Source organism: Nocardioides lianchengensis, from assembly GCF_900101465.1.
GTDB lineage: Bacteria > Actinomycetota > Actinomycetes > Propionibacteriales > Nocardioidaceae > Nocardioides > Nocardioides lianchengensis.
Map to the genome: position 1 here is coordinate 107,879 of NZ_FMZM01000016.1, position 20,885 is coordinate 128,763.

18 protein-coding genes are annotated in these 20,885 nt (G+C 66.7%); 10 read left to right on the top strand and 8 right to left on the bottom strand.

The window, feature by feature from the left end:
* Positions 1-162 precede the first annotated feature (162 nt).
* The 6 genes from BLT76_RS23435 to BLT76_RS23460 all read left to right on the top strand — a co-directional run bounded on the left by BLT76_RS23435 (position 163) and on the right by BLT76_RS23460 (position 5,068).
* A complete protein-coding gene (locus BLT76_RS23435) occupies positions 163-1,620 on the top strand; it encodes a sugar transferase (RefSeq protein ID WP_170867227.1) in 1,458 nt (485 codons plus the stop codon).
* A 137-nt stretch (positions 1,621-1,757) separates the two neighbouring features.
* Positions 1,758-2,159, top strand: a complete 402-nt coding sequence (locus BLT76_RS23440; RefSeq protein ID WP_090860725.1) for a helix-turn-helix domain-containing protein — start codon at positions 1,758-1,760, stop codon at positions 2,157-2,159.
* Positions 2,160-2,188: 29 nt separating this feature from the next.
* Positions 2,189-2,878, top strand: coding sequence for a hypothetical protein (locus tag BLT76_RS23445; protein ID WP_090860726.1), 690 nt, complete (start codon positions 2,189-2,191; stop codon positions 2,876-2,878).
* A gap of 66 nt (positions 2,879-2,944) precedes the next feature.
* Positions 2,945-3,232: a DUF2516 family protein gene (locus BLT76_RS23450; RefSeq protein WP_090860727.1), complete on the top strand. Its 288-nt coding sequence runs from the start codon at positions 2,945-2,947 to the stop codon at positions 3,230-3,232.
* An 86-nt stretch (positions 3,233-3,318) separates the two neighbouring features.
* Positions 3,319-4,509, top strand: a complete 1,191-nt coding sequence (gene manA / locus BLT76_RS23455; RefSeq protein ID WP_090860728.1) for a mannose-6-phosphate isomerase, class I — start codon at positions 3,319-3,321, stop codon at positions 4,507-4,509.
* 208 nt (positions 4,510-4,717) lie between these two features.
* The gene (locus BLT76_RS23460) at positions 4,718-5,068 is read left to right on the top strand and encodes a phosphomannose isomerase type II C-terminal cupin domain (RefSeq protein WP_090860729.1); all 351 of its coding nucleotides are present in this window, start codon (positions 4,718-4,720) and stop codon (positions 5,066-5,068) included.
* Positions 5,069-5,087: 19 nt separating this feature from the next.
* On the opposite strand, the gene rfbA is transcribed toward BLT76_RS23460, so the two are convergent.
* Positions 5,088-5,954, bottom strand: coding sequence for a glucose-1-phosphate thymidylyltransferase RfbA (gene rfbA, locus BLT76_RS23465; RefSeq protein WP_090860730.1), 867 nt, complete (start codon positions 5,952-5,954; stop codon positions 5,088-5,090).
* A 100-nt stretch (positions 5,955-6,054) separates the two neighbouring features.
* On the opposite strand from rfbA, the gene rfbB reads away from it, so the two are divergent.
* From rfbB to BLT76_RS23480, 3 genes are all read left to right on the top strand, one after another.
* Positions 6,055-7,053, top strand: a complete 999-nt coding sequence (gene rfbB, locus BLT76_RS23470; protein ID WP_090860731.1) for a dTDP-glucose 4,6-dehydratase — start codon at positions 6,055-6,057, stop codon at positions 7,051-7,053.
* A gap of 175 nt (positions 7,054-7,228) precedes the next feature.
* Positions 7,229-8,626: a sugar nucleotide-binding protein gene (locus BLT76_RS23475; RefSeq protein ID WP_090860732.1), complete on the top strand. Its 1,398-nt coding sequence runs from the start codon at positions 7,229-7,231 to the stop codon at positions 8,624-8,626.
* Between the two features lie 318 nt (positions 8,627-8,944).
* On the top strand, positions 8,945-10,045 hold the full coding sequence (locus BLT76_RS23480; protein ID WP_211753194.1) for a glycosyltransferase: 1,101 nt from the start codon (positions 8,945-8,947) through the stop codon (positions 10,043-10,045).
* Between the two features lie 108 nt (positions 10,046-10,153).
* On the opposite strand, the gene BLT76_RS25495 is transcribed toward BLT76_RS23480, so the two are convergent.
* From BLT76_RS25495 to cysD, 5 genes are all read right to left on the bottom strand, one after another.
* Complete coding sequence (locus BLT76_RS25495; RefSeq protein ID WP_139175823.1) at positions 10,154-10,645, bottom strand: glycosyltransferase; 492 nt, start codon at positions 10,643-10,645, stop codon at positions 10,154-10,156.
* A 1,444-nt stretch (positions 10,646-12,089) separates the two neighbouring features.
* On the bottom strand, positions 12,090-12,953 hold the full coding sequence (locus BLT76_RS26700; protein ID WP_139175825.1) for a glycosyltransferase family 2 protein: 864 nt from the start codon (positions 12,951-12,953) through the stop codon (positions 12,090-12,092).
* Positions 12,950-14,065, bottom strand: a complete 1,116-nt coding sequence (locus BLT76_RS26705; protein WP_090860734.1) for a glycosyltransferase — start codon at positions 14,063-14,065, stop codon at positions 12,950-12,952. Before BLT76_RS26705 ends, BLT76_RS26700 begins: the two co-directional genes overlap by 4 nt.
* A 187-nt stretch (positions 14,066-14,252) precedes the next feature.
* Complete coding sequence (locus BLT76_RS23495; protein WP_244509545.1) at positions 14,253-15,530, bottom strand: sulfate adenylyltransferase subunit 1; 1,278 nt, start codon at positions 15,528-15,530, stop codon at positions 14,253-14,255.
* The gene (gene cysD, locus BLT76_RS23500; RefSeq protein WP_090860735.1) at positions 15,530-16,444 is read right to left on the bottom strand and encodes a sulfate adenylyltransferase subunit CysD; all 915 of its coding nucleotides are present in this window, start codon (positions 16,442-16,444) and stop codon (positions 15,530-15,532) included. The genes BLT76_RS23495 and cysD overlap by 1 nt, the downstream gene beginning before the upstream one ends.
* Positions 16,445-16,650: 206 nt before the next feature.
* On the opposite strand from cysD, the gene BLT76_RS23505 reads away from it, so the two are divergent.
* Positions 16,651-17,817 carry a nucleotide sugar dehydrogenase gene (locus tag BLT76_RS23505; protein WP_090860736.1) on the top strand — a complete coding sequence of 389 codons (1,167 nt, stop codon included), beginning with the start codon at positions 16,651-16,653 and terminating at the stop codon, positions 17,815-17,817.
* Here the strand turns inward: BLT76_RS23505 and BLT76_RS23510 are convergent.
* Together BLT76_RS23510 and cysC are read right to left on the bottom strand one after the other, a co-directional pair.
* Complete coding sequence (locus BLT76_RS23510) at positions 17,802-18,806, bottom strand: sulfite exporter TauE/SafE family protein (protein ID WP_090860737.1); 1,005 nt, start codon at positions 18,804-18,806, stop codon at positions 17,802-17,804. The two genes, BLT76_RS23505 and BLT76_RS23510, sit on opposite strands and share 16 nt — an antisense overlap.
* Complete coding sequence (gene cysC, locus BLT76_RS23515) at positions 18,803-20,806, bottom strand: adenylyl-sulfate kinase (protein WP_244509546.1); 2,004 nt, start codon at positions 20,804-20,806, stop codon at positions 18,803-18,805. Before cysC ends, BLT76_RS23510 begins: the two co-directional genes overlap by 4 nt.
* Positions 20,807-20,885 lie beyond the last annotated feature (79 nt).

Sequence of the window (20,885 nt, forward strand, 5' to 3'; positions counted from 1 at the left end):
AGGGCTCCTCAGGCTGCGCGCACCCCACGTGCACAACATCACTCAAAGAATGCCTCAGTTTTCCTGCACGGCTGCCACCGCTGGATCAAGAATGCGTATGGCAACGAAGCCACCGCATATTCGACTCGCCCTCGCCCGGGCGGATCCATGGGGAACCTCCAAATGTCGATCATCTCCGAGCAGCGCGCACGGCTGATCTCGGCGACCCCGAGCCGGTCGCTGCGGTATCTGCCCGCGACCGCGTTCATCGCGGACCTGGCCATCATTAGCGCCTGCGCCGCAGTCGCCGTGCTGGGCCGCAAGGAGCTTCGCTTCTTCGACAGCCCCGCTGATGTCTCGGCCGACGTTGCGATGGTCGGCCCGTTCATCGTGGCCGGGTGGCTGTTCACCTTGTTCCTGTACGGGGCTTATGAGAGAAGCGTCTTCGGCGCCGGCACGGATGAGTTCAAGCGGGTCACCAATGCCAGTCTCGTCGCGGCGGCCCTGGTCGGGGTCGGCTGCTATATCACCAACGTCGACCTGAGCCGCGGCTTCTTTGTCCTCGCCTTCGGCTTGGCCCTTCCGTTCCTGCTCATCGGCCGTGGTGTCCAGCGCCGCGCCCTCCACAGCGCACGTCGCCGCGGCGTCCTCCGCCATCGCGTGCTCATCGCCGGGTCGCCGTCCCACATCGACGAGATCGCCGGCGTCCTGCGACGTGAGTCCTGGCTGGGATACCAGGTCGTCGGCTGCCTCACCCCCGCCTACGACCTCACCGAGGAGACCCGCCTCGGCGTGCCCGTGCTCGGCAACTCGGACGAGGCCACCTCGGTGGTCCTGGCGTCCGGCGCCGACATCATCTTCTTCGCGGGAGGCGCCCTCGGGTCCGCCAACCAGATGCGCAAGGTGGTCTGGGACCTGGAGCACCACGATGTGCAGGTCGTCGTCGCCCCCAGCGTCACCGACATCTCGAGCGAGCGGGTCCGCGTGCGGCCCGTCGGCGGACTGCCGCTCATGCACATCGACCCACCGGCGTGGAGCGACGCGTCCCGCTGGGGCAAGCGTCTCTTCGACTTCGCCGGTTCCCTGGGCCTGATCTTGGCCTTCAGCCCGCTGATGCTCATCGCTGCGATCCAGATCAAGCTCTTCGACCGCGGACCAGTGCTCTTCCGGCAGACCCGGATCGGCAAGGACGGCGCGGAGTTCAGCTGCCTGAAGTTCCGCACCATGGTGACCAACGCCGAGGAGCTGTTGGCCAAGCTGCACGCCGAGCAGGGGTACGAGAACGGCCTGTTCAAGATGAAGGACGACCCGCGCATCACCCGCCCGGGCAAGCTTCTGCGCCGCCTCTCGCTCGACGAGCTGCCCCAGCTGTTCAACGTCCTCCGGGGCGAGATGAGCCTGGTCGGACCCCGCCCGCCGCTCCCCATCGAGGTCGCCAGCTACGCGGCTGACACCGCCCGCCGGCTCCACGTCCGCCCGGGCATGACCGGCCTCTGGCAGGTGTCCGGACGGTCCGACCTCTCCTGGAGCGAGGCGATCCGTCTCGACCTCTACTACGTCGACAACTGGTCGATGGTCCAGGACCTCTCGATCCTGGCGAAGACCTTCGGAGCCGTCTTCTCCAGCCGCGGCGCGTACTGACACTCTCCGGCCGCTGCCTCCAGCAAGCAGGCGACTCGCCTCGATTCGCCAGCATTCAAGAGGCGTCTTGATCCCTGGCGACCTGACTCACGCCCACTGTGCTTGCAACTGCTAGCAGCAGCAAGCACAGTGGAGGCATGGCAAAGGGCAAGGTCGGCAAGACCGTCGAGACCCTCGGCGACTACCTCCGGGAGCAGCGCACCACGGCTCAGCTCTCGCTGCGTCAGCTCGCCGAGCAGGCGGGCGTCTCCAACCCCTACCTGAGCCAGATCGAGCGCGGACTGCGGCGGCCCTCGGCCGAGGTGCTGCAGCAGATCGCCAAGGCACTGCGGATCTCTGCCGAGCAGCTCTACATCAGGGCGGGGATCGTGAGTCCCGAGGACGGCGTCGGCGGGTCGGTCGAGCTGGCCGTCCTCAACGACACCGGGCTCACCGAGCGCCAGAAGCAGTCGCTGCTGGACGTCTATGCGTCCTTCCTGGCGCTCAATGCCGCCGCGTCACCGCCGGAGTCGCCCGACCCGCCGGTCGACGCACCCTGACCATCGCCCCACCACCGAAGGAGATCGACATGGCCAAGACCACGTTCGACATCAAGTCCACCCTCTACGCCGGCGCCGGCGTGGCCGACCTCGCGGTCGAGGCCGTCCGCGACGTCGTGACCGACGTCCAGAAGCGGTTCGTTGACGTCCAGAAGGACGTCCAGACCCGCGTGGCCGACGTCCAGAAGACGGTCACCGGCTTCGAGTTCGAGCCGAAGGCGTTCCGCGACCAGGCCGTGACGGTCGTCAGCGCCCGCGTCGACGCGCTCTCGAAGGACGCCAAGGCCCGGCGTACCGCGATCGAGACCCGCGTGGCCGAGCTCCAGGGCGAGGCCAAGACCTTCCCGGGCAAGGTCCAGGGCTTCGTCGACGACAACGTCGCCACCGCCACCAGCGCGTACGGCGACCTCGCCAAGCGCGGTGAGGTGCTCGTCGGCCGGATCCGCCGTCAGGAGTCGACGAAGGCGACCGCGACCGCGGCCAAGACCACCACCGCCAAGGCCAAGACCACCCGGACCCAGGCCACCAAGGCGACCAAGTCGACCGCCAAGAAGGCGACCTCGACGGCCAAGAAGACCACCGCCGCCACGAAGAAGACGGCCGCCAAGAAGGCCGCCGCTCCGAAGAGCAGCGCCAAGGCGACCGCGACCGCGGCCAAGAAGACCGCCTCCAGCGCGGCCCAGGCGACCACCGAGGCCGCCGCCAAGGTCGGCGACTGACCACTGGCACGAGTCGGGGCCCCGCGGGATTCCCGCGGGGCCTCGTTCGTTCAGTACCCTGACGCCATGCCAGATGTCGACTCCGGGGTGAGCCTCGTCCTGCTGGTGGTGAACTTCGCCATCATCGTGGTGTCGATCTACGCCTTCGTGATGAGCCTGACCTACTCCGCCGAGGCCTACGACGCCGCCGGCAAGTGGAGCAAGCCGGGCTGGACGATCGTGCTTGGGCTGGGCGCCTTCCTCTCGATCATCGGGCTCGGCATCAGCCCGCTCATCAGCATCGCGTTCCTCATCGCCGCGCTCGTGTTCCTCGCGGATGTGAAGCCGGCGCTCGCCGGACTTCGCCGGCGCTGAGGTGCTGGACCGGCGCAGACTGTGAATGTGGTCTCCGCTCGTCCCAATCAAGTTCAGAAGGCTGTCCCAGCCCCTAGGCTCGAATCATGTACCGGCTCCGCAACGGCGTGCAGAACTACCCCTGGGGTTCTTCTGATGCCATTCCGCGCTTCCTGGGCGAGCGGCCCGACGGTACTCGTGTCGCCGAGGTGTGGATCGGCACGCACGCCCTGCAGCCGTCGACGGCGCTGACGGGCGACGGCAGCTCGAAGCCCCTCTCCGACCTCACGGGCGATCTGCCCTTCATGCTGAAGGTCCTGGCGGCCGACCAGCCGCTCTCCCTGCAGGTCCACCCCAGCAAGGCGCAGGCCGAGGCGGGGTACGCCGAGGAGGAGCGGGCCGGTGTCCCCCTCCACGCCCCGCATCGGGTCTACAAGGACGCGAACCACAAGCCCGAGATGGTCTACGCCCTCTCGACCTTCGACAGCCTCATCGGCTTCCGGCCGACGGCTGAGATCCTGCGGGTGCTCTCGCCGTTGGAGACCCCGCTGACGAAACGGATCGTCGACGACCTGCGCGCCGACCCCGGTTTCGCCGGCATCGTCCGCCGCGTCGAGTGGTTGCTCTCCCAGGAGGTGACCCCGGCCGAGGTCGGCGAGGTGGTCGGCGCCTGCCGTGCGCTCGGGCGGATGGGCCTCGACATCAAGCGGGCGTACTCGACCGCCGTCGAGGTCGCGGGGCACTATCCCGACGACATCGGCGTGATCATCTCGCTGATGCTGAATCGGATGACGCTGCAGCCCGGCGAGGCCGCCTTCCTCGGCGCCGGCATCATCCACGCCCACCTGAAGGGGCTCTGCCTCGAGGTGATGGCCTCCTCGGACAACGTCCTGCGCGCCGGCCTCACCAAGAAGCACATCGACCGTGACGGCCTGATCAGCTGCCTCGGCGAGACCGGGATGGCCCGACTCGCGCGGGTCAGCCCGGAGTTCGTGCTGGCCGAGACCGAGGTCTTCAGTCCCGCGGGTGTCGAGTTCGCGCTCGCCATCACGCAGGTCTCGAACGCCGATCCCGACGGCGTCGCCGTCGTCGACGCCCAGCAGTCGATCCTCATCTGCACCGGCGGCGAGGTCGAGGTGCGCTGTGCGCGCGGTGAGCGGGTGTCCCTGGGGCGCGGCGACTCGGTCTTCCTCGGCCCCGACGACCGCGACTGCGTCATCGTCGGACTGGGTGAGGTGGCCCAGGCCTACGAGCCGGCTCAGCGGGCCCTGCACTCCCGCCTGGTCGACGTGGTCTGAACCAGTCGCACGTCGGAGCGCCCGAGCGAGGCCTTTCTGTGTCGCCCGGTGCACAGGTCGTCCTCACCTCGTCAACAACTGTGCCGAGGTTCTTCAACAAGTTGATTCAGCGGCCCCGCAGCCCGTTCGCGTTCCCTAGTGTTCCTGTCACCTAGAGACGAGCCGTAGGACGAGCGGCTCGCCTGACTCAGCTGGGGGGCTGACGAAAATGATCGGTGATTCCGACACGCGACCGTGGGGCTCGTGGCAGATCCTCGACGAGGGGCCTGGCTACAAGGTCAAGCGCATCGAGGTGCTCCCGCACTCGCGACTCTCCTACCAGACCCACGACCACCGCAGTGAGCACTGGGTGATCACCTCGGGCAAGGCCACCTGCGTGGTCGACGGCATGACCCGGATCGTCGGCCCCGGCGAGTGCGTCGACGTCGAGCTCAAGCAGCCGCACCGCATCACCAACATGGAGGACGAGCTGCTCGTCGTCATCGAGGTGCAACGCGGGGAGTACTGCGGCGAGGACGACATCGTGCGCTTGGAGGACGACTACGGCCGCAGCGTCTGAACTCTCCGGGGTGAGCGCGTCAGTGATCGGCGAGCAGGTCCATCAGGTAGGCGCCGTACCCGCTCTTCATCAGCTTCGAGGCACGCTCGGCCAGGCCGTCGTCGTCGATGAAGCCGAGCCGCCAGGCGACCTCTTCGGGAGCACCGATCTTCGTGCCCTGGCGGTGCTCGATGGTGCGCACGAAGTTGCTGGCGTCGTTCATGTCGTCGAACGTGCCGGTGTCGAGCCAGGCCGAGCCACGCGGGAGCACCTCGACCTGCAGACGTCCCGCCTCCAGGTAGATCCGGTTCAGGTCAGTGATCTCCAGCTCGCCCCGGGGCGACGGCTTCAGGTCCTTGGCGTAGCCGACGACGTCGTTGGCGTAGAAGTAGAGGCCCGGCACGGCGTAGTTGCTCTTCGGCTTCTCAGGCTTCTCCTCCAGGGAGAGCGCGACTCCCTTCTCGTCGAACTCGACGACGCCGTACGCCGTGGGGTCGGCCACCCGGTAGCCGAAGACCGCAGCACCGTCGAGGTCCTCGAAGCGCCGCAGGCGGGTGCCCAGGCCCTCGCCGTGGAAGATGTTGTCGCCGAGCACCAGACCGACCTTGTCGGACCCGATGTGCTCCTCGCCGATGACGAACGCCTGGGCCAGGCCGTCCGGGCTCGGCTGCTGGGCGTAGGTGATCGAGATGCCGAACTGCGACCCGTCGCCGAGCAGCCGCTCGAAGAGCGACGCCTCGTGGGGCGTCGTGATGATCAGGACGTCCTGGATGCCCGCCAACATCAGCGTGGAGAGCGGGTAGTAGATCATCGGCTTGTCGTAGACCGGCACCAGCTGCTTGCTGATCCCGAGGGTGATCGGGTGCAGCCGCGAGCCGGTGCCACCGGCCAGGATGATTCCACGCATGGGTGAACCCTAGAGGGCTGCAGGGCCCTCGCGTGTGTGAGTTGCCCCGCTGTTCACACCTTTGGCACACGTCACTGACACCGATCCCTAGGATCGACCCATGCAGCGCATCCTCGTCACCGGCGGCGCCGGCTTCATCGGCTCCAACTTCGTCCACCACCTGGTGGAGCACACCGACGCCACGGTCACCGTCCTCGACAAGCTCACCTACGCCGCCAGCCGCGAGTCTCTGGCCGGGCTTCCCGAGGACCGGGTCTCCCTGGTCGTGGGTGACATCGCGGACGCCGCGGTGGTCGAGCCGCTGGTCGGCGAGCACGACGCGGTCGTGCACTACGCAGCCGAGTCGCACAACGACAACTCGCTGTCCGACCCGAGCCCGTTCGTGCAGACCAACATCATCGGCACGTTCACGCTGCTGGAGGCGGTCCGCAAGGCCGGGGTGCGCTTCCACCACATCTCGACCGACGAGGTCTACGGCGACCTGGAGCTCGACGACCCGGAGCGGTTCACCGAGCAGACGCCGTACAACCCCTCCAGCCCCTACTCCTCGACCAAGGCCGGCTCCGACCTGCTGGTGCGGGCCTGGGTGCGCAGCTTCGGCGTGCAGGCGACCATCTCGAACTGCTCCAACAACTACGGGCCCTGGCAGCACATCGAGAAGTTCATCCCCCGCCAGATCACCAACGTCATCGAGGGCATCCGGCCCAAGCTCTACGGCGCAGGCCTCAACGTCCGCGACTGGATCCACGCCGACGACCACTCCTCGGCCGTCTGGACGATCCTCAACAAGGGCGAGATCGGCGAGACCTACCTGATCGGCGCCGACGGCGAGAAGAACAACCTCGAGGTCGTCGAGATGATCCTCCAGCACTTCGGCAAGGCTGCCGACGACTTCGACCACGTCACCGACCGCGCCGGCCACGACCTGCGCTACGCCATCGACTCCACCAAGCTGCGCACCGAGCTCGGCTGGCAGCCCCAATTCGCCGACTTCGAGGCGGGCCTGACCAACACCATCCAGTGGTACGTCGACCACGCCGACTGGTGGCGCCCCGCCAAGCAGGCCACCGAAGCCACCTACGCCGCCAAGGGCCAGTAGTTCATCCGTCCGCCGGTGGTCGAGCAGCGAAGCCGCGCTAGCGGCTGAGCGCCCGTCGAGACCCCCGCAGCCCGCAAGAGGCCGGCACCACAGCCCAACTGAACAGACTGATCATCGGCGAGACACCACTGCGAGCGACCGGTGGCGCCTCGAATCCACCACCGAAAGCAGCCACATGAGCCTCCCCACTCTCGAGACCACCCCCATCCCCGGCCTCGTCGTGCTCCGCCTCGACCTGCGCGAGGACGCCCGCGGCTGGTTCAAGGAGAACTGGCAGCGCGAGAAGATGATCGCGCTCGGCCTGCCTGACTTCGGCCCCGTGCAGAACAACATGTCGTTCAACGCTAAGCGCGGCACGACCCGAGGCATCCACACCGAGCCGTGGGACAAGTTCGTCTCCGTCGCCAACGGCCGGGCCTTCGGTGCCTGGGTGGACATGCGCGAGGGCGAGTCCTTCGGCGCCGTCTTCACCGTCGAGCTCGACCCGGCGACCGCGGTCTTCGTGCCCCGCGGCGTCGGCAACAGCTACCAGACCCTCGAGGACGGGGTGACCTACTCCTACCTTGTCAACGAGCACTGGCGCCCCGCGACCCCGTACCCCGCCCTGGACCTGGCCGACGCCACGGCCGCGATCGCCTGGCCGATCCCGCTCACGGAGGCCGAGATCTCGGACAAGGACCGCACCAACCCGTCCCTGGCGGACGCGGAGCGGATGGCTCCGAAGAAGACGCTCATCATCGGCGCCAACGGCCAGCTCGGCCGGGCGCTGAACGCCGAGTTCCCCGGCAGCGACCTGGTCGACATGGTCACCGCCGAGGGCGTCACCGTCCTCGACCTCACCGACACCGCTGCCGTCGCGGCGTGGCCGTGGCACGAGTACGCGCTGGTGCTCAACGCCGCCGCCTACACCGCCGTCGACACCGCCGAGACGATCGAGGGGCGCCGGATCGCCTGGGCGGCCAACGCCACCGCTCCTGCCACCCTGGCCCGGCTCGCGGCCGAGCACCACTTCACGCTCGTCCACTACTCCTCCGAGTACGTCTTCGACGGCACGGCGGAGCTGCACACGGAGGACGAGCCGCTGAGCCCGCTCGGCGTCTACGCGCAGACCAAGGCAGCCGGTGACATCGCGGTCGGCCTGGCGCCCCGCCACTACCTGGTGCGGACCTCGTGGGTCATCGGCGACGGCAAGAACTTCGTGCGCACAATGCAGACCCTCGCCGGCAACGGCGTCTCGCCCAGCGTGGTCGACGACCAGCTGGGGCGCCTGACCTTCACCACGGAGCTCACCCGCGCGACGAAGCACCTGCTCGACGTCGGTGCGGCCTTCGGCACCTACAACCTCAGCAACGGCGGCAAGGTCACCTCCTGGCACGAGATCGCCGCCGAGGTCTACCGCCTCAGTGGCCGCTCGTCCGACGACGTGTCGCCGACCAGCACGGCGGAGTACACCGCCGGCAAGGACATGGCACCCCGTCCGACCAACAGCGTGCTGGACCTTGCCAAGATCGAGGCCACCGGCTTCGTCCCCGAGGACGCCTTCACCGCCCTGGCCCGCTACTGCACCAGCTGACGGCGCGCACCGCCCTCAGCCGGTGGCTGAGGAGGGATGAAGTCACGTCTCGAAACCCAGAAGTGAAAAGACGGGAATGCCCTGACGCATTGCGCCCGGAACGCAAGAGCGAGGCCTCCACTTCGTCGGTCCGAGGCCAAGCAACCGGTATCTCATCGCTCGGTCGAGGGACGTAACCAGACTCACTAAGGCAGTGTTCGTAGAGTACGTCCACTCGACCGCAACAACCCCTAGCCTGACTGCCGAAGGCGTCGATCTGTCAGAAAGTGGGAACGGCTTGTGGCTCGATTGGGGCGACGCAGGACCCAAGGACCAACGGTGGCGGTCATCGGCACCCGAGGTTACCCGAGCTACTACGGCGGATTCGAGACTGCGGTCAGGCGCCTAGCGCCCTACCTTGCCGATCGCGGATGGCGGGTGCGTGTCTACGGCCGGCCCGGAAGCCATCTTCGGCCGGACAAGGGCGCCGACCCGCGCATCGACTCGGTAATGACCAAGGGCATCGACTCTCGATCCCTCAGTACCCTCACGTACGGACTCTTCTCGGTCCTGCATGCCGTGATTCACAAGCCAGATGTCGCCCTCGTCATGAACGTTGCTAACGGGTATTGGCTACCGCTCCTGAAACTGCGCGGGATACCGACCGTAGTGAACGTGGACGGCATCGAGTGGGAGCGAGACAAGTGGAGCCGACTGGGCAAAGCGGTCTTTCGAACGGGCGCCCGTTTCACGGCGTGGTTCGCCGACCAACTCGTTTTCGACGCCCTAGCCATCGGTGATTACTGGCAGGCAAACTTCGGCCGCACCGGAGTCTTCATTCCGTACGGCGGAGATCCGGCATCTGCGCCCGGACGGGAGCCAGAATTCACACCCGGCGGGTATGTCCTTCTCGTGGCCCGCTTCGTGCCCGAGAACAGTGTTGGAATATTCCTCGAAGCAGCACCTAGCATCATCGAGCGGAACGACGTCGAGGTCGTCTTGGTCGGCTCCGCTCCTGCGGGCGACCCGCTCCAGAATCTTGCAGACTCGGTTGCCGCCACTCATCCGCGTGTGCACCTGCTTGGGCACATTAGCGATGACGAGCGTCTGTTCGACCTCTGGAGGAATGCGGGTGCCTACTTCCACGGGCACACCGTTGGCGGAACCAATCCCGCACTCGTCCAAGCGATGGCACTCGGAGCGCGAACCGTCGCGAGGGGGACCGTCTACAACCGTGAAGTCCTAGGCGAAGCAGGCACGTACTGCACAGAGGACGTCGACTCAGTGATCGAAACCGTAGGTGCCGTGCTCACGGACGAGCGCGATCTCAGCGTGATGGCCATCGAACGAGCCCGAGCCGAGTACACATGGGAGATCGTTTGCGCTCGCTACGAGGAGACCATCGCCGCACTGCAGCGGCTGAAGTGCGGCAACGAGTAGGTCTGCGACCTCCGACCCCACGGTTTCGATCGCTCCCACCCCATGAACTTCAACAGGAAACAGCCACGATTGTGGGGTCTACAAAGGCCCGGGACTCCAGGACTGGCACTAGAACTGCATCAGCGCCGCGCTAACGCGCGCGACGTACGCTTCGCGACTGTACTCATCTCGCCAGTGCTCTCGAATTCTCGCAGCATGATTCCGGCCCCAAATGGCCACCTCACGCAATTGATCGAGTAGCGACTCATCCCCTTTCGCAGCTCGCATGTAGGTGCCGTCAAGGTATTCACGGATAGCAGAAACGTCTGTCGTGACGACCGGAACTCCAGCCTCGACGGCACCAACTGCAACCATATGTCCCGCACTCCGCGGGCTCTCCTTCAGCGGCAGGTACGCCACATCGCAACTCGCGAGCACACGGCCGAAGCCATCCTGATCCAATACCGGATGCCCTTCGACAACCGACCGCCATTCCTGCCTGTCTAAAGAGGACGTGTGGCGGCCCAAGGCTAATACGAAAGTCAGATCAAGTTGGCGAGCGACGGCTAGTTCGATCAACCGAGATAGGGAATTCAGATCACGGTCCGAGGTGCCACCCACAAAAACTCTTACACGACTGCCGCGTGCCGGCACTCGCTTCGGGTAGGCAAAGGAATTTCCGTACTTGACGGCGATGGCCGTGCCCCCTGACGCACGCCACGCCGAGCATTCGGACTCCGACAGGGTTACGACCGGAGAGGATCCGAGGCCTCGCCGCAGGACTGCCCATGAGCGACTGCCTGGTACGGAATATAGACCAGTGACGCACACGCGCTGTCGAAGCGCACGCAGCGCCACACCGGACCATGGGTTCGCCGCTAAGAAGGTGGAGCCGCGCGCAGCATAGGCGGCCTTCGCGGCGACAATGGAGGCATCGAGACCAATTCCCAGAATCCGACTCCGCAGGCGATACCCACTCGGGGATGCGTGCCGGAAGTTGACCGATCGGTCAATTATCGGAGCCTCTAGCCAGACCGCTAGCTTCTCCTCCGACTCACGACCCAAAGTTACCAGAATCATGCCCACACACTCTCAGAAGAATAGGTCGCAATTCTCACACCGTCACCTCTTGGAAAGCATGAGCTCTCGCCATCGCGTCCTCGCCTCTTCATAGACTTGCGCATGAAGCTGATTCGCAAGTTCCCCATTCGCGGGGATCGCCGCCTTCCGGATGCTCTCAGCCCAAATAGTGGGATCGTTGCCAGCAGGAAGCTCCTCAGAACGATTCGGCAGTAATTCTGAGAGCCAGGAATCTCTCGGGCCGACGACTGGAGTTCCTACCTCCACGGCGCGAACAGCAATTCCGCTCTGAAAGAAGCGCGTATATGGAATTAGGATCACCGAACTCTGCGCGATCAGGCGGTCGAGTGTCGTTTCATCCACATACTCATTTTGAACTTTCCAGCCAGGGACGTCGGGCCACCCTCGTCCGTGGATTGATAACTCGTAGTCTTCACTCAAGATCGGCCCAAGAGCACGAAGAAGGTCGACATTTCGATCACGTTTGAACTGACCAAGGACGCGCACAGCGCTACCCGTTGCTGATGCAGCGGTATTCGCATCTGGCCGAAGAACCGGGTGCGGTACTTTCGCCACCGTGTGACGGCTACCGCGGAGAACCCGCACCGCGGAATCCGAATGCGCTATAAGGGTTGGTCCTCGGAATATTGCCGCGAGCCATCGAGCGGCTCGACCGTAGCCAACGGCTCGCACCAGGGGGTCTGGATCATGCATAACGAGGTACGTGGTCGGCGGTCCGAGAACTCGAAGTAGGACCACATCAAGATAGCCGAGAACCGGCCATAGGACGATCACCTGGGAACTGGATCTAGACGACCAGATCGCTGAGACGTAAGCCCAAATCCATCGCCATCGGGATCCGCCACTGTGGCTGGGTTCGAAGAAGGTCGTCTCACTGAGGTTGACGCCTTCTCCGGCCATCACATCTGATATCTCACGCCCGTAATGCCGCAGGGTAGCGCCAAGCGGGTTTATTACGTGTAGGTCATGCACTTCGCCGACCTCCCGCACGATAGCCGGCAACAGCCGCGCGCAAAGCTTGGCCGTCGCGGTGCAGTGACGCGCGCGCCACTACCTTGCCGCACGTAAGAGCGACTGCCATAAACCGGAATCCGGGTCGTCCCCAAGATCTCGCGAAGATCCGGATGTTGCGGCAGGTCCAGTATGGCGGCTGCCCGGCGGAGGATTGTGATGCGACCGCCTCAGGAACCACCGCCACCGGCCCATAGGCGCGGCCCAATCGGAGATGGTAGTCAACCTCCTCCATATACAAAAAGTACTGCTCGCTCAAGGGATTCTGTCGAACCGCCTTCCATCTGTACATAACGGCAGCACCGTCGAGCCAAGCGCATCGATTGACCCCTGCGGGCACCTCGAAAGAGTGGCGCGGGAGGCGCAAGAAGCGCGTCAACCGACCACCGCCCGACCACAGCACCCCTTCAGCACGCGGCTCGGCTCGAAGCACCGGACCAACTGCCGACAGGTCGGGATCGCTGGCAAGGGCGTCCGCGAGGATGGCCACCGATCCCAAACGAAAGAGAACTTCATGGGTGACGACGAGGACCCCATCGTCAGCACCCGGCCTCATCTCAGAACCAACGAAGAGCATGCCGCGATTCACTGCGTTCGCGTATCCCCCATTGGGAATTCGGAGCAGCCGGACCCCGTCTACAAGAACATGAGCGAGAGCCTCATCGCTTACCACATCGCCGCTGTTATCAACGACAACGATACGATCTGCAGACACATCATTCGCGACGAGGCTTTGAATGGTCCGTCCAAGCGTTTCCAGACTTTTATGGTGAACTACAACGATCGCGGCGGCAGAACTCTCCGGGTGGGTCGTCACTGAGCACCCGCGGGGTGCAAGGCGTCATGTGCCGAATATCTGCCGTGTCTTGATGGCAGCGATCGGGTCACGACCGACGGATCTAGCGGCTCTCGCAATGCGCGAATAACGCCGTCTGCGAGCTCAGTAGCACTGGGGCTAGCAGACAGCACCACGTGCCCTTCATTGCGCAACCAGTCGGCCAAACCAGTTTCCGTAGTCGTTACCACTGTCACCCCAACCGCAAGCGCCTCGGAAATCGGACGCCCAATCTGCTCTCGCCAGCGCCCCTCCCGAATGGAGGGTGCGGCGAGAACTCGCGCTCCAGCCAGTAGGTTTGGGACCTCATCATGCGGGACCATTCCAAGGAACGACCGACTCGACCAAGAGGCGCACCAATCCCGCACGTCCACTTCCAACGGCCCGGCGCCAGCGATCACCAGTCGCGCCTCCGGCACAGCTCGCTCAACGAGCGGCCATGCTTCCATCAAGAGGGGAAGCCCCTTACGGTTGGCTAATTCGCCAACGAAAGCGACTGTCTGCCCCCGTTCCAAGTGTGCTCGCCCGTCCACTGCTGGTAGTTCCAGGAGAAGAGTCCCCTTGGATGCGAACCGAGGCGCAACACGCGCGTATGCCCGTTGCGCGCTTGGGCTTCCAAAGATGACGCGACCATAAATTATCGCCACCAATAGCGCCAGTATCGGACGGATCGCGCGCGCAACCCATCTGCCACGAATGCCGGGTAAGCCGACCAGCGATTGCAAATCGTTATTCTCGATCGCGTAAGTCACGACTACAACTGGCCTACCGGAAAGCAGTCCACCCAATCTTGCACCAGCGGCGAGCAAAAGGGAGCGCGGCAGTTCGCGCACAAAGAGTGGCTCAGGCACCTCCAAAACTGCCGGAGGAAAACTCCATAACCGAAAGAGCGCTCGAAAGGTGCTCAATTCAATTGCTCCCGGAGGTAGGGGAGTATCGCCAAGATCCCACTTTCGACCTAAGCAGAGAGCAGTGATCTCAGGTGAAGCGCTTAACATATCTACCTGCAGCGCACGAAGCTCGGGAAACACGATGACGTCTTCGCGGCGCCACTGAGGCTCTCGTTTCATATCGCGAGCCTTGTGCTTCCACATCTCTGGTTCCTCCGCAGTCCTCGTGGCTCACCCTCGTCCAGGTCTTCGGGGGCAGTGCACCAATCTTGGACTGCTGCGAGCGTCCTGGTAGTCAGAACGACTGTGAGATTCGCACACCCGCTGTCTACCTACACTGCACCGTCGGCGGCCGGCTCATCGCGCGCCTGTACTGCCACCGCCAGTGCCTTCAGGAACCGCTGTTGATCATGCCAGCGCCCACGGTCACACCGGTCGCCTCATCGATCAGGATGAACGACCCCGTGGTGCGGTTCTGCGAGTAGGGGTCGCAGAGCAGCGGCACCGTGGTCCGCAGCTGGACACGACCGATCTCGTTGACCCCGAGCTCCTTGGTCTCCTGGTCGCGGTGCAGCGTGTTGACGTCCAGGCGGTACTGGATGTCCTTGACCAGCGCGCGGGCGGTGCGGGTGGTGTGCTTGATGGCCAGCTTCTGCCGCGGCTTGAGCGGGGTGGTGGTCATCCAGCAGACCATCGCGTCGATGTCCTGGCTGGGCGTGGGCGCGTTGCGGACCCGGGCGATCATGTCGCCGCGGGAGACGTCGACGTCGTCCTCGAGGCGGACGGTCACGCTCATGGGCGGGAACGCCTCGTCGATCTCGCGGTCGAAGAGGTCGATCCCGGCGATCTTCGAGGTCATGCCGCTGGGCAGCACGACGACCTCGTCGCCCGGTTTCAGGACGCCGCCGGCGACCATGCCGCCGTAGCCGCGGTAGTCGTGGTGCTCGTCCGACTTCGGGCGTACGACGTACTGCACCGGGAAGCGCGCGTCGATCAGGTCGCGGTCGGAGGCGACGTGCACGTGCTCGAGGTGGTGCATCAGCGTCGGGCCGGAGTACCAGCTCATGTTCTCGGAGCGGTTCACGACGTTGTCGCCGGCCAGGGCCGAGATCGGGATGACCTCGAGGTCGGGGATGTTGAGCTTGGTCGCGAACTGGGTGAACTCGGCGTGGATCTTCTCGTAGGTCTCCTGCGAGAAGTCGACGAGGTCCATCTTGTTGATGGCCAGCACCATGTGCGGGACCCGGAGCAGGCTGAGGATCACCGCGTGCCGGCGGGACTGCTCGGTCAGGCCGTTGCGGGCGTCGACCAGCACCAGGCCGAGGTCGGCCGTCGAGGCGCCCGTGACCATGTTGCGCGTGTACTGCACGTGGCCCGGGGTGTCGGCGATGATGAACTTGCGGTTGGGCGTCGCGAAGTAGCGGTAGGCCACGTCGATGGTGATGCCCTGCTCACGCTCCGAGCGCAGGCCGTCGGTCAGCAGCGCGAGGTCGGTGTAGTCGTAGCCCTTCGACTGGCTGGTGGCCTCGACGGCCTCCAGCTGGTCCTCGAAGATCGACTTGGAGTCGAGCAGCAGGCGGCCGATGAGGGTCGACTTGCCGTCGTCGACGGAGCCGGCGGTCGCGAACCGGAGCAGGTCCATGTTGGTGGGCTGAACGGTGTCGGCCATCAGAAGTAGCCCTCCTTCTTGCGGTCTTCCATGGCCGCCTCGCTGAAGCGGTCGTCACCGCGGGTCGCGCCACGCTCGGTGAGCTTGGCCACCGCGATCTCCTCGATGATCTCGGGGATCGTCGAGGCGGTGCTCTCCACGCAGCCGGTGAGGCTGATGTCGCCGCAGGTGCGGAACCGGACGGTCCGCTCCTCCACGACCTCGCCCGCGCGCAGCGGGTTGAGCGGGGTCTCGCTCATCAGCATCCCGTCGCGCACGAACACGCGACGCTGGTGGGAGAAGTAGATGTTGGGGATCTCGATGCCCTCGCGGCCGATGTAGTCCCAGATGTCGAGCTCGGTCCAGTTCGAGATCGGGAAGATCCGCATGTGCTCGCCCTCGTGGAGCCGCCCGTTGTAGAGGCTCCAGAGCTCGGGACGCTGGTTCTTGGGGTCCCACTGGCCGAACTCGTCGCGGTGCGAGTAGACGCGCTCCTTGGCGCGGGCCTTCTCCTCGTCGCGGCGGCCGCCACCGAAGGCGGCGGTGAAGCCGTTCTCCTCGATCGCGTTGAGCAGGGTGCCGATCTGCATCCGGTTGCGGCTGGTCTTGCCGTCGTCGACCACCACGCCGTTGGCGATGGCGTCGTCGATGCTGGCCACGACCAGGCGCACGCCGAGGCGGTTGACCCAGTTGTCGCGGGTCTCCAGCACCTCGGGGAAGTCGAGGCCGGTGTCGACCTGGAGCACGGGGAACGGGATCTTCGCCGGGTAGAAGGCCTTCTCGGCGAGGCGCAGCATCACGATGGAGTCCTTGCCGCCCGAGAACATCAGGACGGGCTTCTCGAACTCGGCGGCGACCTCACGGAAGATGTGGATCGACTCCGCCTCCAGCTGGTCGAGCTGACTCAGCCGGTAGTCGGCGTGCGTTTCGGTCATGACTAGCGGGGGACCTCTCGTCGGGACAGCAGCGGCCATCGTATCCGTCGGCGCACCGCTGCCCTCATGCTGGACAAGTCGAGTGTGTTGGGTCACCTAAGGGCCTGTCGACCGAGTCCCGGGAGGTGGGCAGCGGCGTGTGACGTTCCCGTGAATCTGGGCGATACGCCGCACGCCCCACCCGGGCGGCGCCGTACGCTCGCCGGGTGAAGATCGCGATCGCCGGCATCGGCTACGTCGGCCTCTCCAACGCCGTCGTCCTGGCCCAGCGCCACGAGGTGCGGGCCATCGACCTCGACGCCGAGAAGGTGGCGATGGTCAACCGGCGCGAGTCGCCGCTGGAGGACGCCGAGCTGGTCGAGTACCTCGCCGAGCGACCCCTGCAGCTGGTCGCGACGCTGGACAAGCACGAGGCGTACGCCGGCGTCGAGCTGGTCGTCATCGCGACGCCCACCGACTACGACGAGCGCACCAACTACTTCAACACCGGCTCGGTCGAGGCCGTGATCCGCGACGTGCTGGAGCTCGCGCCGGACGCGACCATGGTGGTCAAGTCGACGGTCCCGGTCGGCTTCACCGCCCGGATGCGCGAGGAGCACCCGGACGCCCACCTCATCTTCAGCCCCGAGTTCCTCCGCGAGGGACGCGCGCTCTGGGACAACCTGCACCCGTCGCGGATCGTCGTCGGCGACAAGGGGCCCCGGGGGCGCGCCTTCGCCGACCTCCTGGTCGAGGGCTCCGAGGACGACGACGTGCCCGTCCTGCTCACCGACTCCACCGAGGCCGAGGCGATCAAGCTCTTCGCCAACACCTACCTCGCGCTGCGGGTGGCCTACTTCAACGAGCTCGACACCTACGCGCTCACCCACGGCCTCGACTCCGCCCAGATCATCGAGGGCGTCGGCCTGGACCCGCGGATCGGCAGCCACTACAACAACCCGAGCTTCGGGTACGGCGGCTACTGCCTGCCGAAGGACACCAAGCAGCTGCAGGCCAACTACCGCGACGTGCCGCAGAACCTGATCAGCGCGATCGTCGACGCCAACACGACCCGCAAGGACTTCATCGCGACCGACATCCTGCGTCGCAACCCCCGGACGGTCGGGATCTACCGGCTGATCATGAAGGCCGGCTCCGACAACTTCCGGATGTCGTCCATCCAAGGGGTCATGAAGCGCCTGAAGGCCAAGGGCGTCGAGGTCGTCGTCTACGAACCGGCGCTGGAGGACGACCTGTTCTTCAACTCGGAGGTCGTGCGTGACCTCGACGAGTTCAAGAAGCGGTCCGACGTGATCGTGGCCAACCGGCGCACCGACGTCCTCGCGGACGTGGCCGACCGGGTCTACACGCGCGACATCTACGGCCGCGACTGACCCGACCGGTTCCCCGTGGCGACGTACTCCGGGTCCTCGAGCTCCGCGACGGTCGGGGCGCCGAACATCGGCAGGCCCTGCTCCTTGCGCAGCAGGCCCCACACCAGCGGCACCAGGACGAGGGTCGCGATCCCGACGCCCGCGATGAGCATCGGGTGCGTCTCGTCGGCACCGAGGACCGACCAGCCGGACTTGTCGAGCAGCGCGACGCCCGACATGGTCAGCACGACCACGATGCCGCGGCGGATGTAGGACTGCGGGACCTTCGGCGCGAGGGTGCTGCCGAGCAGCGTGCCCGGCACCGAGCCGGCGACGAGCGGGATCAGGATGCCCAGGTCGATGCCGTTCAGGGCGATGTTGGAGATGGCGGCCGCGAGCACCAGCGGGACGGCCTGGACCAGGTCGGTGCCGACCAGCTTCACCGCGGACAGGCCCGGGTAGAGCATCAGCAGCGCGACCATGATCACCGAGCCGGAGCCGACGCTCGTGATGCCGACGAGCAGCCCGCCGAGCGCCCCGACCAGGAGCGTCGGGATCGGGCGCACCGGCGGGTTCGGGTCGCCGGTCGGCCCGCCGGCGCGGACCCGGCGCAGGTTGATGTAGAGCCGCAGGGCGTACGTCGAGGCCGCGAGCAGCAGCGCGAAGCCGATGCTGAGGATCAGGGCCTGGTCGAGCTCGTCGGGGTCCGTGAACCAGGCCAGGACGTGCGGGCCCAGCAGCGCCATCGGCACGGAGCCGATGATCAGCCACTTGGCCAGGCTCAGGTTGGGCGAGCCCTCCCGGGCGTGCACGACGGCACCGCCGGTCTTGTAGATCGCCGCCGCCGTGAGGTCGGCCGTCACGACCGTGGCCGCCTCCCCCACCCCGAGGAAGATCAGCGCCGGCGTCATCAGGGCGCCGCCACCCATCCCCGTCAGTCCGACGACGATGCCGACGACGAACCCGGCGACCAGGATGGACAGAGCGGTCATGGTGACCAGGTCGGTCACCGCGCCGTCTCCCGCGCTCCGAGGAGGGCCGGTACGACGACACGCAGCAACCGCTCGATCCCGGCGGCGGCGGTCTCCGCGGCCTCGGCCCCCTGGCGGTAGGGGTCGCGCACGTCCAGACCGGCGTCGGCCGCGCCGCGGCGGCGGGCCGCCTCGGTGACCAGCTCGCGTCCGGACAGGTCCGGGTCGAGGGCCTGGACGGTCTCGGCGAACTGTCCCAGCGTGAAGACCTTGCGGAACAGCTGCGGGTGGTCGTCGAGGATGAACGTGCGGTGGGCGGCCTCGGCGGTCAGTACGACGTCGGCCTGCTCGAGGAGGTCGCGGTCGAGCGGGCGCGAGGCGAACGACGCCACGTCCGTGACCCCGCGTGGGGCCAGGGTCGCGGCCATCACGTCGTCCATGGCGTGTGCCTGGAAGCCGTGGGTGCCGGCACCGCTGAACACCACGTTCGCGTCGGGGCCGGCCAGGTGGCGGGCCAGGAGCTCCATGAACGGGGAGCGGCAGATGTTGGCGGTGCAGACGAAGAGGACATTCAGGGGCGCGTCCGCCTCCTCCGCTCCAGGTCTGCTGTCGGGTGCGGGGGTTTCGACACGGTCGGGCCCGGGGGTCCCTCCCTGCCCAACCAACGGCGCGGCCTCTCCCCCGCTGGTTGAGGTGCGAGGCGCGCTAGCGCCGAGCCTCGAAACCCCTTCAGCTCGGACGCCGTCGTCGGGCGCGGGGGTCTCGACACGGTCGGGCCCGGGGGGCCCTCCGTGCTCAACCAACGGCGGGGCTCCCTGCGTCAGCACCGGGGTGGTGAGGTCGAGGAAGCCGGTGGTGCGCAGGGCGGCGATGACGTCGTCGAGCGCGTCCTCGATGGTGCGGCCGGTGGTGTCGACGACGACGTCGGCGTCGGCCGGCTCCTCGTAGGGCGAGGAGATGCCGGTGAACTCGGGGATCTCGCCGCGGCGGGCCTTGGCGTAGAGGCCCTTGCGGTCGCGGCGCTCGCACTCCTCCAGCGGGGTGGCGACGTGGACGAGGAAGAAGGCACCGCCGGCGTCGTCGACCATGGCCCGGACCTGCTGCCGGGTCTCGTCGTACGGCGCGATCGGGCTGCAGACCGCGACACCACCGTGCCGCGAGATCTCCGCGGCCACCCAGCCGATCCGACGGATGTTGGTCTCGCGGTCCTCCTTGGAGAAGGTCAGCCCGGCCGACAGGTTCCGTCGTACGACGTCGCCGTCGAGGCTGGTGAGCGTGCGACCGCCCTGCTCCAGCAGCCGGTCCATCAGGGCGCGGGCCAGGGTGGACTTGCCGCTGCCGGAGAGGCCGGTGAAGAACAGCACCAGTCCCCGCCGGTCCGGAGCGGGCTGGTCCTCCTCGACGATCTCGGCGACCCCGGCGGGCAGGTCGTCGTCCTCGCCGGGCTCGACCAGCCCGACGACCGGGTCGGGTCCGGCGTAGGTGGCCAGGACCCGGACGCCCAGCTCGTGGTCGGCCTCGGGGTCGTCGTGCGAGGCGAGCGGCACGGCCAGCACGGCGGCGTCGTCGAGGAGCTCGGCGGCGCGCAGCGTGGCCCGGACGAGCGCGACGGACGACAGCTCGGGGGTGCCGGTGCCGACCAGGGCGACCAGGGCCACCGGTCCGTGCGCCCGCAGCGCCTCGACCTGCCCGCTGGTGAGGGCGTCGGTGACCGGCACGAACGTCCGGCCGGCCAGCTCGGCGCGAGCCGTCGCCGGCGAGAGGTAGAGGTGGCGGAACGGGCCGAACTGAGCGTGGCTCAGCGGCTCGATCTCGCCGCCCGGGACCGCCACGCGCGCCAGGGGCAGCCCCTCCGGGTCGACCAGCTCGACCTGACCGGCCTCGCGGGCCGCCGCGTCGATCGCGGGCGGGAGGGCGAGGGTGACCGGGCTGCCGGGCTCGTCGTACCGCTGGGTGGGGTGCAGTGCCCCGGAGACCAGGAGCTCGAGGTCGTCGAGCTCGCGTGGGGTCGGACAGTGCTGCGGGACGGCTGGAGGCACGGGCGTCATCCTGGCACGCGGCCGAGCCATCACGCTGAGCGATGGGTGACCGTCTCGCGGGAGCGACCACCGCCCGCCC